Here is a 14,340-nt window from a genome sequence, read left to right as displayed (position 1 = left end):
CCATACAATACTTTTTTATATGAAAAATTTATCATACTTATCAGAAAAATAAGGATTTCACAATGATCGATTTACAGCAAGAATATGCAAATCAAAACAATCCTGCTTTGCAAGCAGGTAAGAAATTAGCAAATAGTACAAAAAATATATTTAGCACATTTAGCGAGAATTGTAAAAGCATTATGGCAAATTTGGATCAGCAAAAAATAGGCGTTCATAATGATGATACATTAAACGATAAAACATTATTTGCGTTTTTAGCTGATCTTTTAAAAAGCTTTAAGGACAATAGAAATGAGCTTTTAAAAGAGTTGGCAAGAAATGAAGAACTAAGCAAAGACAAACTTGACTTAATTTTAAAAGAGGAACTTAAAAAAAATGAGTTTTTAAGTGAAGAAAATAAGAAAAATATAGAAGAATTTTTAAATAGTGAGTTGGGCGGAGATATAACAAAAGAACTTGTAGTCGATAAAGTAAAACAGATAGAAAATTTTAAGAGAGAGGCACAGGAGCGTGGAATTCCAAAAGATGAAATAGAACAAAAACTTCAAGACCCAAGATTTTCAATAAGACCAAGCGATATTGCAAGAGTTGATGTAAAAAATCCAAAAATAAAAGAGGAACTACAAAAAGTAGAACAAGCTGTTAAAAAAGTAGTATTAAAAAAATGAAAATACATATTATTGATGAGAGCATACTTATAAATGGTAAGCCAGCAGAAATTGAAATTAACAATTATGAGCTGTCTTTATCGCAAAAAAATAGATTCATTGATTGGTTAGATGGTGTTAGTATGTCTATTTCTAATAGAGTATTGGATGAGTATATAAGTAGATACAATGAAACAAAGCCTAAAAAACAAAAAATAGCTCAAATTAGCTTATTTGACTTTGAAGTAGACAAGAGCTTTAAGAATGTAATGCTTAACAATTTAAAAGAAAATTTTGATAAAATAAAAGAAAATTCTACACAAGGAAAAGCAGATGAAACAACTGGAGATAGGGCTAATAATGAGCCAATTAAGCCAAACAACCAAACAGACGGCTCAGGAATTTTACGATCATTACCTATTGAACCTAACATCGCAACAGCTCAACAGACTAACTCCTCTCAATATGAAAATAATCGAGTATATAGCACTGAGGGAATACAACTGCAATCCGACACCAATCAACAAGCAGAAATTGAACTTAATCCAATCACGCCTTATTTTACTGAATATGCAGACATTAATACACAAAGACATAATGAAGTTGCACGAGCGTATAATGACGAACTTGAAGCAAAAGGGCGAATTGATAGCGAAAAAACACGCCTTGATGGACGAAGTAGAGAAAATGATAGAAAAATACTCAGCGTAAAAGACGTTGTAACTCAAAAAGAGATAGACGAGCTTTTAAGTAGCATTAGTTTTATTATCGATAATGAAATAGATACGCAAGAAAGCATTAGAGATATTAACTCAAAAGAGTTTTTGATTGATTTACAAGAGACTTGTTGCGATCTAGCTATCAAATTAATGAATTTTAAAGATGTAAATAGTTTTTTAAAGGCTAAACCTTTTGTCAATAGTTTTTATGAATTAAACCTTATTAAAAATGCTAAAAAGCAAGACTATGATATAACAAAATTAAACGATCAAATTAAATATTTCATACAATACTATCACGCTCTCGCTATTCACAATAAAACAAATTTGGATATATTGGATTTACCATTTTCTACACTTGCAGGAGAAATTTTACTTGAAAAAGCGGAAAAACTTAAGATTACAACAGATGAAACAAGAGAGAGCATTGATAAGTTACAAAATTTGTTAAAGCAAATTAAAGAGCAAAAAGAATTGAATGATGAATTAATCGACAAGCAAGACACTCAAGGTAGAGTAAGGCGTAAGTAATGATAGTTTTGGTAATGTTTCTAACAATTATATTTTTTACATATATTAGCAATAAAGGCAATCTTGAAGTAAAGAATTTGATAGAGTTTTCAAGCTTTACTTTGGCTGTCTTTTGCATAGGTTTTTTTATCTTAATTAGCTCTATTGATGAACTAAAGCCTAGCATTTTTTATCTTTTGCCGATACCTTTGATTATCTATCTTTTAAAAAATATACAAAAGAGTATTGTATCAAAGTCACTGAACATAATTGCCAACCAGCAAAGATATTTTAAAGATGCAACGGCACAAAAAATAGTTAAATTTTATGAGAAACGCAAGGATGAAAAATCAAAAAGAATTGAGGTTTTTGTAAATGAAGCAGACAAAAAACTAATTGTAAATGAGACTATTAGACCGCAATTTTTCATAAATTATTTTGGTTTTAAAGGCACAAAAATAGATGATCTAATAGAGCTTGAAAAAAGCCAAGTCTTTAAAATTATATTTGATAAGGTAAAGGATTTTATCGAGGATTTAGAAGTAAAAGTTGATTATGAAAAAGAATTAAAAAACAACGATTTTATAGCTGAATTTTTCTTAATGGACTTATGGGAAAGATACACCCCAAAATTTAATATAAGCGTTGCAAATTTAGATATTTTAATAAAAAATGATAACGAAAAAGAATTTCTAGGAGCTATTGATTTACTTAATCTAAACTGCGTAAAATTTAAAGGTGCAGGTATGTATTATGCTTATTTGGAATTTAAAGATAGGCTAAAAGACTTTATTCCTGAACTTAGAATAGATAATGTAAATCAATTAAATACGGATATAATCCCTACTGAAGGAGCATTTGATGAAAAATATGCAATTGAAAACGATAGTTCAAGAACAGTATATAATAAAGGACAGTATATAATAAAGGACAATAAATGAAAAAAATATTTATTACCCTTGTTTTTTTAACTTTATTTGGTATAGATTTATTTGCTTGTAGTGGTTGCACCGACTCGGCTATTGCACCAGTGGAATCAGCAGAAGCGATAGCAAAATATAATCAAGAAGAAAGCCAAATAGCCAAACAAATATCACAGATAAAAAGCTATTTTGACAAAGCTATTGCACAGGTTGAAGAACAAAATTTAAAAGAAAATGAAAATCTAAATGCTCTAGCCAAAAATAAAGCTTTAAAAGAGCAAAAAGAGGGTTTTATTATTAAAACACAAAATCAAATTCAGGGTATTATTAATAATATCGAGGGACAATAATGCAACATCATCGTTCAGAACTTCAATATTATAGACCCAAAGAATTAAGCCTAAAAGAGCTTATGCAAAATAATGAGTCTTATCGCTTTTTTATATATATCTTTAGCTATGTCTCTATTTTTTTATGTATAGTTGCTTCGTTTAAGACAAATGGCACAAATATGAGCTTGTTTATCGTAATGACACTTTTTATACTGTTGTGCGTATCCGTATCTTTTTATATGAATTCTGAAAAGCACGATGATAAAGAGATTATTATAGAAAATAATCCCAAAAAAGACTATTTAATATCGCTAGGAACAGAGGTTAAAAAATTTTATGGAGATGCCGTAAGATCAGGTAAAGCACCAAATAACAAGCTTCGCCCTATATTAGTAAATGCAGAAACTATGAAACGCCATTTTTTATGTATGGCAACTATTGGGGCTGGAAAATCTGTTTTAATGAAAGGCTTGATAGAGCAATATGTTTTACTTGGTGGCGGTATGCTGATTGTTGATGGTAAAGGCACAGATGAGTTTGCCAAAGAAATTTACGGACTTGTTGCAAGTATAGGTAGAGAAGATGACTTTGTTTATCTAAATTTTCTTGATATGGATAATACACATACAATAAACCCACTTTTAAGCGGTGGAGCTTTGTCTATCTACGAAATTATGCTTTCTTTATTGATCGGCGAAGAAAACGAATGGAAAGAAAAGCAAAAAGAATTTATGAAGTGTATTTTAAAACTAATGGTTTATAAAAGAGACAATGAAAAGGATTTTATATTTGATTTTTCAGCTCTTACAGAGATGATGAATTTGCCTACTCTTGTAAAACAAGGTTTAAAATACAAAGATATAGCAAAATCAAATGTTGGCATAATGGACTTTATAAAATACATTACTTCAACAATCGAAATTGATTTAAATGAGTTTATAAATGGCAATGCAGAAGATAAAAAATGGGTTGATAGCGTTATGAAAAAATGCAGTGGCGATGGGCAAGGTATCTATGATGTATCGGTTTGCGTTGGTGCTTGGCGTAATGTTATAACAAATCTAAGCTCAGATTATGGTAGAATTTTTAATGCCCCAGACCCTGATATAAGTCTTTGGGAGGCAACTCAAAGAAATAAAATTATCTTTGTAACATTGCCGACTATGAATAGTGATATTACGCCAAAAGAACTTGGTAGGCTCATACTAGGGCTTATTAAAGGCGTTGCGGCACAAAAGGCTAAATTTGCAAAAGAGCCTAAAATACCTTTTGTTTGCTTCCTTGATGAACTTGGATCGTATGTTATTGAGGGTTTTGGTAGGCTTGAGTCAAAATCACGCTCGCTTGGTATTAGTATATTTCCATTTTTTCAAAGTCCAGCACAAATTGATGTTGTTGCTAAAAATGACTATGAAAGAAAAGAAATTATAGATGTTACTGGAGTGCATATACTTATGAAAAATATGCACCCTGATACGACCGAATTTTACGCAAAAATGGTTGAAAAGAAAAAAGTAATGAGTAGAGACTTTACTGCTAGGCGTGAATATACAAAAGGCAGTGGAGCGGTTGAAGATAACTATAAAGTTGAGGAAAAAGACGCAATAGAACATAATGAAGTAGTGAATATGAATAATGGCGAGATGATAGTATTTGCAAATGGAAAAATGCATAAAGCTATCGCACAAGCTGAAAGCTCACTATTATCGAAAGGTAAAAAAACTACATACAAAATGATGAGCGATGATAAAATCCCGCTCACTCAATATGTAAGCAAGAGAAATTTTTTAAATCAAGCTTACAAAATCATAAAAGAAATTAAGTCTGCATAAAAGCTAAAAAAGGGGTTACATTTTGTAACCTTTTAAGTTTAATTTAATACTTAAAAGCTCTGTTTTATATATGATTTTCCATAATTTTATTAGGAGCAGATAAAATGCAAATAGAGATAAGTAGGTATGTTTTTGATAACTTTGAAATAGGCGACGAGATAAAACAAAAAATGCAAGCCATTGAAAGTTCAAAGATGTCTTATGGTGAATTTAAAAAATATGATCTTACAAAAAAATCTTTTATGCAGAGTAGATTTGATAGCAATCTAAGCGAAAATCAAAAAACTACCATAATCAATAAGCATATTCACGAAACACTCACTTCTTTTGATGAAATTTTAAAATCAAATAATAATATAAGTTCATTTTTTGAGTTTATGGCAAATCTTTCAAATTTTAAAGATAATCCAACGGCGGAGAAAGCGGAGCTTATCAAAGGAAATATTGAAGCCCTAAAGAGTATAGATTTAACCCCTGAACAAAAAGAATTTGTTAGTCAAGTAGAGCAAGTGTATTTAAATGAAACACAAGAGCAGAATAGCGAAGATATTAAAAAGACTAGATTATGAAAGCTAAATTTTTTTTGATTTTAAGCATACTAGCTACGCTATGTAATGCCAATATTGTTTCAGAAGCTATTGATAACCAAAGCGTATCGCAAAAGAGCTTAACCAAAACGATTATCTCGCAAAATACGGCACATCAAAATTATATTAGTTTAAATAAGCATATACTGCTTAATAAATACAATCATATTTTTTTAATTCATCAAAGAAACGAGCTAATCTTAAATCAACTGAAAGTTAGAGGTGTAAAACAATGAGCAATATAGAAAAAATAGCTACTTTTATATCAGAATGTGATTATGGCGACTTTGTTAAAGCTTTAATACTCCACGAAAAAGAGTATTTATTTGACAATAATGATTTAACAAAAGAGCAAAAAGATAAAGTTTTGAATAATATGTATACAAACTTAATGGATAATAATCAGGGTTCTCTTTTAGGCGATGAACACTCAAATATTATCGAGAATACTATGCAAGATTATATAGAAGACCTTGAAAAAAATAATAAAATAAGACGCAAAAGACAATGAATATCTTTAAAATTTTAATATTATTTTTTATATCCAGTATTATAAGTTTTGCCAATGATAATGCTATAGGCAGTAGTGCTGGAACGGAATTAATAGCTACGGCATTCACATTTGGGACAGCCGGCTTTGCTTTTGCTTCACTGCCTTTTTTATTCGTCTTGGTCGGTGGGCTTATAAAAGCAAATAGCGGACATAACACTCATTCTAGCAATATTACTGGAGTAATGTTTTTAGCTTTTTTGGTGCATTTATGCTCTTGTGTGTTTTTTATGGTCTGCATAAAATTACTTGACATTTTAGGAGCATTAGGAAAAGGCGTTAATTATTTTTCAAGTAAAATTTTTAAAATTTTTTGGACAAGAGGCGAGAGTTCAGTCTTTTCTTTGGCAGGAGCTAGTGGAAGCATAGAGGATAAAGGAGCATATTTACAGTTGTTTATGGTGCAAACTATAATAGACTGGGTTATTATACTAACGCCTATAATGGTTTTTTTTACAGCTTTTGCATATGGTATGATGGGTGCTAAAAAAGATCAAATACATACAAATGTATTGCAAATAATAACGTGGTGTGCAGTGGCAAATATCTTTGGATATTTTGTTTATTTTCTATGGTCTTACATAGCAAGTCTTGCTCTTTTTATACCAGATGGAGCAACAATAATATCAAAAACCATAGAATACTATTCTGAAATTGTGAGTAAATAAAATGAAATTTTTTGCAACATTATTTTTTATTGCCTTAACAAGCTTAAGCGGTGCGACTTGGTCTAATATGCAAAAAAGCGGTTTTAATCAAGCGTGGGAAAGAACAAAACAATTTAGCACCAAAGAAAACGAAAAAATAGAGCAATATTGGATTAATGAAATACAGCCATTAATTGAAAAAATAGCTGAACAAGTAAGGCAAAAAGAAGAAAATATAAAAACCCTAAAAGCACTTGAGATAGAAATTAATCTAAGTGATAGAGAAATCTTATTTTTGCTCGAGCAAGAAAAACAGCTTTTAGGCAATGAAGCAAATGCAAAAGGAGTTAAGTAATGTCAAAGTGGAATTTTGAATGCGAAGAGGGTTTTAATTTAGACAAATCAATCAATGAAATCTTAAATAATAGTTTTTCATATCAAGCTAGAGAATTCATCAAAGATATATATTCTTGGGTTGATTATAACCTTAATAAGCAACGAAACATCAACAACTCAAGATGAAAATAAAAAATATACAAGGACAAAACGATAATGGCTCGTTTATTTATAGCTGAAAAACCTGAGTTAGCTCGAGCAATAGTTGCTGGTATGGATGGAAACGAACAAACTTGTAATGGATATATAAAAAAAGGCAATGATCTTGTTACTTGGAGTTATGGTCATATTTTAGCCCTAAAGGAGCCTGATGAGATTAATCCAAAATATAAAAAATGGAATTTAGCTGATCTGCCTTTAAATATCACATTTAAATATAAGCCGATACCAAGCTCATCAAAACAATTAAAAAATATTATTGAGTTAATCAATGATAGCAATGTAAGTGAAATAGTGCATTGTGGAGACCCTGACGAGGAAGGGCAAATTTTGATTGATGAAATTATAGAGTATTCAAGGACTACAAAGCCAGTCAAGCGTATGTTAATAAATGATATAACCCCAAAAGCGGTAAAAAAAGAGCTAGAAAATATCAAGGACAATAGAAATTTTAAAAATATAAGTAATAGTGGCTTTGCAAGAAGCAGGGCTGATTATTTGGTTGGTATGAACTTGACACGTGCATACTCTTTAAACTATCAAAAACAAAATGCTGATTTTGCAGTATTTAGCATAGGTAGAGTGCAAACGCCTATTTTGGCTTTAATTGTCAATAGAGACATTGAAAACGATACATTCAAAAGCATAGACTATTTTGAGTTAAACGCAAAATTTAATTTTAATGATGAAAATATAGCAAAAATAGATTTTACATTAAAAACCGATGAAAAGATTATGCAAATCGAGGTAGCACAGGAGTTAAAAGATAGAATATTAAACTCAATTTTTGAATTAAAAATTAAACAAGAGAGCAAAAAAGAAAATCCGCCTTTACCGTATAACCTTTTAAATTTGCAAAGCGAAGCTAGTAAAATTTATGGATTTTCAGCCAAAAAAACATTGGATATTACTCAAGCTTTACGTGAAAAACACAAAGCTATATCATACAATAGAAGTGACTGCGAATATATACCAACCACAATTTATGAGCAACGCAATGATCTAATATCTGCACTGGCTCATAATTTTAGTAATGGACGATTTGACTTTTCTTATATCAATTCTAACTTAAAAAGTTTGGCTTTTGATGATAGTAAGATTACAGCCCACTATGCGATAATACCAACTGAAACGAGATTAAATTTATCAAATCTAAATGCGGATGAATTAAAAATTTATACTCTTATCGCTAAAAGATTTTTGCTTCAGTTTTGCGAACCAAGAGAGTATGAAAGTTATAAAATTATACTAAATAGCAATGATTTAATATTTGAAAAAACACTAAATTTCACAACGAAACTAGGCTTTAAAGCCTTTTTGGGAAAAAGTGAAGATGACGAGCCTGAGCTTTTAAACTCGCTTAATGGCTTAATAGCCGAACGAGCAATAAATGTAGCAATCGAAAAAAAACAAACAAAACCACACCCACGCTATACTATGACAACGCTCTTAAAAGATCTAAACTCCGTTGCAAAATATGTAAAAGACGAAAAAATCAAAAAACTTTTACTAGAAAAAGACAAAGAAAAGAAAGGCGAAAGCGGTGGTATAGGTACGCCTGCAACAAGGGCTGATATGATAGAAAAACTTGCAAAGCAAGAATACATAGAAATTTCAAACGACAAAAAGCAGGTTATCACATCTACAAAAAAAGGCAAATTTTTTATAAATAGTGTCAGTGATTTATACAAAAACCCTGATATAACGGCTCTTTGGTACGAAATGCAAAAAGATATACAAAATGGCAATATGAGTATTGATGAGTTTATAGGCTCAGTCCAACAGACCATAAACGATGAAATACAAAAAATAAAAAATGGAGAAATAAAAATGCAAAACGATAAAGAGATAATACACTGCCCTTTTTGTGGCGATGGAGTACTAAGACTAATAAAAGGAAAAAATGGCGATTTCTTTGGTTGCTCTAATTACTCACAAGGGTGCAAATTTTCTACAAATAGCGTAAATGGCAAACCTGATTTTAGTCCAAAAGAAAAACCACAAAACTCTAGCAATATAACAGAATATGAGTGTCCTAGTTGCAAAAAAGGTAGGCTTATACGTCGCCCAAGTAAAAATGATCCAACTAAATTTTGGTATGGATGCAGTGAATGGAAAGATGGTTGCAAATTTACTTGCTTTGAAAGTAATGGAAAGCCAAATTTTAGCACAAATAGCTGACTGACTAAGAATAAAAAGAAAATGACAAATAAAAAATATAAAAGAGTTAGATAAATGAATTTAGCACTATTAGCCCTTGCTGGCACGGCATTTGTAGGAACTTATTTTGGCTTTAAGAAAAAAGATCCAAGTATGAATTTATCAAATTGCTTTTTTGATAAGTTAGCCAATCCTATTTATAATCTGTTTAATGATTGGCACTCAAACTCACTATTTTTAATTGACAAAATAGGAGATGATTGCGTTAGCACAAATACCCCTTTTAAAGAGCTGTATGCTGTAAAATTAGTTACAAATCAAACCATAAAAACATATTTGAGTTCGGATAAGATAGATGAAATTATAAGGGATTATAAAGAGAGCAATGACGCTTTTATATTTTATTTGCTTCACAAGCAGGGAAATTATCAAAAACAATATATTCTAACACACAATAAGGTTATTGCCAAAGTAATTGCGGATTACTATGATACACAACTTTTAAATGGTATTGAGATTGTAAATTTGCTTTATAATGCCTACTTGCAAAATAGCTTTTTTATAAATGATAAGCAACTTCATCAAAGTTTATATATAAACAAAGATGATGAGCTTAGTGAGCCTGAATTTTTGCAGTTTAAACGCCTTGCAAAGCAAGCCATACGTAAAAACTATCAAGACATATCAATGTTTCAGGCTTACAAACATTTAAATATTAATGAGACTGATATTGCTAGTATATTTAAGTTAAAATTTACTGGCACGATTTGGATTTATATAGATTTTAGCAAAAATCATATAGAAAATCATATTTCAAGGCTTATTAGCTATTCAAAAATGCTAGGCAATAAAGCCCCTTTTATAGAGTTACAAAACGCTTACAAGAATAAAGAGCTTGATTGTGCTGTAATCAATGCTATGGCTTTTTTAAAAGAGTATGATGATGAGGTTATAGGAAGCTTGGGAAGCTATCTGAAAACAAGCTTTATCAAAAAAGAGATATATCGCTCAAATCATTTTCAAAAAAATCTCATAAAATTTAGAGATAGCGAATTTGATTTTTTAGTAAAAAGTAATTATTTGCATAATTATATAGCTAGCATACACAAACACAATACAAGCAAACCTGATATTTTTGGCACTGATAAAAATGGCTCATTTTTGAACTACTCATTTTCTGCTGAAAATGATAATCCTCACTCGGTTATTATAGCTAAACCGGGTAGCGGTAAATCTGTTTCAAAGCAAAAAATAATGGCTCAAATGGTAGGTCTAAATTTTGCTGATGGTTCTTGTTCTAATCTAGGCAAGAATCCCAATAATGTTCGTATTAGAAGCTATGATATAGGTTTTAGTGATGAAAAATTTATGAAACTCATATCATCAAATCCAAACAACAGCACAGCTATTATTGATTCAAGTCTTGCAAAGTTTAGCTATAATATTGTAAATATTCCAAATATCGATGATAGAGAGCTATTTGAAGCCGATATGCAGTTTAATATTGATCTATGCTCCATTATTCTCGAAACGCAAAATGCAAGCCCTTTAACGATTGAAGAAAGTGCATTTTTAAAGTCTATTTTTAGAGAGCTTTATTCTAATAAAGAATATACTAAATATAGAGTAATGAATCTTGAAGAGCAAAATAAAGAGCTTTATGATGAGCTTATAAGTTTAAATTACAAGACGGATACATTTTTACAAGATATTGGAGAGAGTAAATATAACTTCTTGAAAGTCCCATTACTTAATGATTTTGTCAAAAAAGCAGAGCAAAGAAGTAAATCAAAGCAACTAAAAGTTGATGAACAAGCAGCATACGCAAGCCTAGCAACAAAACTAAATTCAATAGAAATGCTTGGGCTTTTTTCAGACTTTGACAAAATCAACATAGATGATGTAGATGTCCTTAATATGGATTTAAATAACTTTAAGGAAAGCACACTTTTTACGGCTATTTTTCTTTCTATTTTTCAAAAAACATATCTAAAAGATAGAGAATATGCCCTAGAGTGCAAAAGAGCAGGACGACCAGCTCCGAAGCTATTTTATGCAGTGGAAGAGGCAAAAAACTATTTTAGAAACAATAAGACATTTGAAGAGATGTTTGATAAGGTAACCTTAGAAGCTAGAAAATATAACGTGCATTTATGTTTTATAGTTCAAAATGCCGACCATATACCGTGGGGTATTTTAAAAAATATCGATACAAGAATTTTTCTTTTGAGACCTGATAAGAAAAATGAAGTGATAGGTGAAATACGTAATATATTTGGAGACAATAGTATGCTTCCAAAAAATCTTGAAATTGCTCTGCTTGAAACCAAAAAATACGAAATGTGTGTATGGTATAGCAGTGGAGTATTTAATATGAAATTTGATATTACGCCTGATGAAATGGCAGTGTTTAGCACAAACCCAAATGAATAATAGCACACTGCCAAGCGATAAAGAAAGAAAATGTCATTTTTAAATCAACATAATGCGATTTTAGAAAATAACACCAAATTTAATAAAACAAAGGAGAACAGATGCATACATACGTATCCGTAAATTCTAAAAAGAAAAAATAGATAAAATTTATCTATCATAAAAATTTAAAAAAGGATAAAAATGCAATATACTTACTTACTGGATATATTTACTTTAATTCTTTCGGTGTTTGCAATAGTAATGGTAATTTACTATTTATTTTTTTTAAAGCCAAAAATCAAAAAGAAAGTAAAAACTGAAATTTTACCGCTTTATCTTAATGACAAAGAGCTGAAAATTTACGATAATAAAGAGTATAAATATTTTAATATGCTTAATTTTAGATACTCAATTAGCGATTGGCAAAACAATGATGAGTTTAAAATATCACTACTTGAAGTAGTTAAAGAAATCAAAGAATATAGCACAAAGCTTGATAAACTTAAAAGCTATGAAAAAAAGCTATAACAATAAAACCAAAACCAAGAGGCAATGATATGAAAAATACTTTTAAAAGGATAAAAAATGAATAATAATTTCATCAAGGAAATTTCTTGTAATTTTGAGTTTGGCGGTAATTCTACATTAGAATTAAATTTTAAAAATAATATCTATATAATCGAACAAAATCTTTATAACTACACAATCAAGAAAAATGGAGAAGTAGTTTTCGACCAAAAATTTAATATAGAAGCTAATAAAGATATTCTTAATATTAATTTTTTAGATAAAGATTTTCAAAATGCTATTATTGCTTATTGCAACAATACAATAGATGCAAAAAGTTTTATTACTGGCTCTGATTTTGTTTTTAGAGATTTATCATCTATTTTTAAAAAATTGAAAACTGAAAAGCTTAAAGAAAATTTACTTAAACATAAAATGATTATAGATAAAATTGATATATACTCTACTTATTCAGATGAAAGCAGGGCGATAGCCGTTGCATTGGCTTTTTTCCGTGATGAAAAAACTCAAAAGAGTACGGCTGATATTGCAATTGAGCTAAATTTATTATATCCTAACCTATTTATGCCGATAACGGAACAAGATATACACCATATAAAAACACTTGATTATATAAGCAAACAAAACGGTGACACAATAAATTATAATCAAGCTATGACTAGACACGATATTGCTAAAAAACTTAATAATATTATTGACTTAAAAAGCTATGACGAGGAAATGGGATATAAATATTTTGCTGATGCTCAAGATAGCAATACTAGTATTGAAACAAACATTGATAATAAAATAAAAACAAGGAAAAGAAGCTAATAAAGATATTCTTAATATTAATTTAATTCACAAATTTTTTACCAATCTTAACTATCTATACAATATCTACACAATATAAATATTATATAGATATTATGCTAAATAAATATTATAATTGTATAGCTATCATACTAAAAAATGCAATAAAAACATAATACACATATCATATCAATACTATACTTATATAATATTTATATTGTATTTTTATAATATTATTATAATATAAAAGCAATACTATTATTATATTTTTTACATATTATTTCTATATTTATTAGATACTATTTTTATATTAAAATTTGTTTTTTATGTAGAATATGCTATAATTTTTATAAAATTTAAGATTAAAAAGGATAAAAAATGCAAACAACAATTGACTATCAAAAATATGATAATATGTCAAAAAAAAGCTTGTTTAATGCTCTACTTAGTGCAGAAAAAAAATATGATACTATGAGAGAGAATTTAGAAAAGAAAATAAAAGCTCAAAGAGAACTAGTAAGTTTTTTGAGAGAAAAGATTACATTATCTATAAACGAAAAAAAAAGTAACTTAGATATAGCCATAGAACAATTTAACAATGGAGATGTATATAAATATAATAGTTATGATGAATATGAAAAAGATATGAATAATGAAGTATAAAATAACTACATCAAAACTTTATAAAAAGCAGTTTAAAAAACTTCATAAAATAGAACAAAATCTAATCAATGAAGCTGTAAAAAAACTTGCAAAAGGTGAAATGTTAGATAAAAAATTTAAAGATCACGAACTTACTCTAAACTATAAAGGTTTTAGAGAGTGTCATATAAAGCCCGATTTATTATTAGTATATAAAATTATAGAAAAAGAATTAGAGCTATATCTAGCTGCAACAGGTAGTCATATGCAGGTATTTGACTGGTAAAAACGTAGAGATTTGCTCTGCATTTTTTATATAAAAACTTTCTATTTTTCTTACTTAAAAAATTATTAAAAATAAATAAAAATAAACTTAATATATACTTATAAAAAGCTTAAAAGATTAGAGAGAATAGGGTTGGTGTTGCTCAGAACGCATAGTAACCGCTTCGCTATCCCTTGTAACTCTCAACCATACAAAAGACACCAAGCTAAATA

17 protein-coding genes are annotated in these 14,340 nt (G+C 29.1%); all 17 read left to right on the top strand.

Annotated elements, in window-relative coordinates:
• Positions 1–62: 62 nt before the first annotated feature.
• The 17 genes from LQU93_RS08030 (at position 63) to LQU93_RS07950 (ending at position 14,128) form a co-directional block, all read left to right on the top strand.
• On the top strand, positions 63–671 hold the full coding sequence (locus tag LQU93_RS08030; protein WP_229933365.1) for a hypothetical protein: 609 nt from the start codon (positions 63–65) through the stop codon (positions 669–671).
• Positions 668–1,900: a hypothetical protein gene (locus tag LQU93_RS08025; protein WP_229933364.1), complete on the top strand. Its 1,233-nt coding sequence runs from the start codon at positions 668–670 to the stop codon at positions 1,898–1,900. Before LQU93_RS08030 ends, LQU93_RS08025 begins: the two co-directional genes overlap by 4 nt.
• A complete protein-coding gene (locus tag LQU93_RS08020; RefSeq protein WP_229933363.1) occupies positions 1,900–2,820 on the top strand; it encodes a hypothetical protein in 921 nt (306 codons plus the stop codon). Before LQU93_RS08025 ends, LQU93_RS08020 begins: the two co-directional genes overlap by 1 nt.
• Positions 2,817–3,152, top strand: a complete 336-nt coding sequence (locus tag LQU93_RS08015; protein WP_229933362.1) for a hypothetical protein — start codon at positions 2,817–2,819, stop codon at positions 3,150–3,152. The genes LQU93_RS08020 and LQU93_RS08015 overlap by 4 nt, the downstream gene beginning before the upstream one ends.
• A complete protein-coding gene (locus LQU93_RS08010) occupies positions 3,152–4,966 on the top strand; it encodes a type IV secretory system conjugative DNA transfer family protein (protein WP_229933361.1) in 1,815 nt (604 codons plus the stop codon). The genes LQU93_RS08015 and LQU93_RS08010 overlap by 1 nt, the downstream gene beginning before the upstream one ends.
• 104 nt (positions 4,967–5,070) lie before the next feature.
• Positions 5,071–5,535 carry a hypothetical protein gene (locus tag LQU93_RS08005; RefSeq protein ID WP_229933360.1) on the top strand — a complete coding sequence of 155 codons (465 nt, stop codon included), beginning with the start codon at positions 5,071–5,073 and terminating at the stop codon, positions 5,533–5,535.
• Positions 5,532–5,789 carry a hypothetical protein gene (locus LQU93_RS08000; RefSeq protein WP_229933359.1) on the top strand — a complete coding sequence of 86 codons (258 nt, stop codon included), beginning with the start codon at positions 5,532–5,534 and terminating at the stop codon, positions 5,787–5,789. The genes LQU93_RS08005 and LQU93_RS08000 overlap by 4 nt, the downstream gene beginning before the upstream one ends.
• A complete protein-coding gene (locus LQU93_RS07995; RefSeq protein ID WP_229933358.1) occupies positions 5,786–6,064 on the top strand; it encodes a hypothetical protein in 279 nt (92 codons plus the stop codon). Before LQU93_RS08000 ends, LQU93_RS07995 begins: the two co-directional genes overlap by 4 nt.
• Positions 6,061–6,771, top strand: coding sequence for a hypothetical protein (locus tag LQU93_RS07990; RefSeq protein WP_229933357.1), 711 nt, complete (start codon positions 6,061–6,063; stop codon positions 6,769–6,771). Before LQU93_RS07995 ends, LQU93_RS07990 begins: the two co-directional genes overlap by 4 nt.
• Before the next feature lies 1 nt (position 6,772).
• On the top strand, positions 6,773–7,105 hold the full coding sequence (locus tag LQU93_RS07985; RefSeq protein WP_229933356.1) for a hypothetical protein: 333 nt from the start codon (positions 6,773–6,775) through the stop codon (positions 7,103–7,105).
• Entirely contained in the window at positions 7,105–7,272 is a 168-nt protein-coding gene (locus tag LQU93_RS07980; RefSeq protein WP_229933355.1) for a hypothetical protein, read from the top strand. The genes LQU93_RS07985 and LQU93_RS07980 overlap by 1 nt, the downstream gene beginning before the upstream one ends.
• Positions 7,273–7,302: 30 nt before the next feature.
• Positions 7,303–9,486 (top strand): DNA topoisomerase III, encoded by a 2,184-nt coding sequence (gene topB, locus LQU93_RS07975; protein WP_229933354.1) that lies wholly within the window; start codon positions 7,303–7,305, stop codon positions 9,484–9,486.
• A gap of 54 nt (positions 9,487–9,540) precedes the next feature.
• Entirely contained in the window at positions 9,541–11,898 is a 2,358-nt protein-coding gene (locus tag LQU93_RS07970) for an ATP-binding protein (RefSeq protein ID WP_229933353.1), read from the top strand.
• 183 nt (positions 11,899–12,081) lie between these two features.
• Entirely contained in the window at positions 12,082–12,408 is a 327-nt protein-coding gene (locus LQU93_RS07965; protein ID WP_229933352.1) for a hypothetical protein, read from the top strand.
• 57 nt (positions 12,409–12,465) lie between these two features.
• Positions 12,466–13,221: a hypothetical protein gene (locus LQU93_RS07960; RefSeq protein WP_229933351.1), complete on the top strand. Its 756-nt coding sequence runs from the start codon at positions 12,466–12,468 to the stop codon at positions 13,219–13,221.
• Between the two features lie 357 nt (positions 13,222–13,578).
• On the top strand, positions 13,579–13,863 hold the full coding sequence (locus LQU93_RS07955) for a hypothetical protein (RefSeq protein ID WP_229933350.1): 285 nt from the start codon (positions 13,579–13,581) through the stop codon (positions 13,861–13,863).
• Entirely contained in the window at positions 13,853–14,128 is a 276-nt protein-coding gene (locus LQU93_RS07950; protein ID WP_229933349.1) for a type II toxin-antitoxin system YafQ family toxin, read from the top strand. Before LQU93_RS07955 ends, LQU93_RS07950 begins: the two co-directional genes overlap by 11 nt.
• Positions 14,129–14,340: the final 212 nt, after the last annotated feature.

It is taken from the genome of Campylobacter majalis, from assembly GCF_905120465.1.
GTDB classification, from domain to species: Bacteria; Campylobacterota; Campylobacteria; order Campylobacterales; family Campylobacteraceae; genus Campylobacter_A; species Campylobacter_A majalis.
The sequence above is the reverse complement of the archived record's forward strand: the minus strand, read 5'-3'. Positions and strand labels throughout refer to the sequence as shown.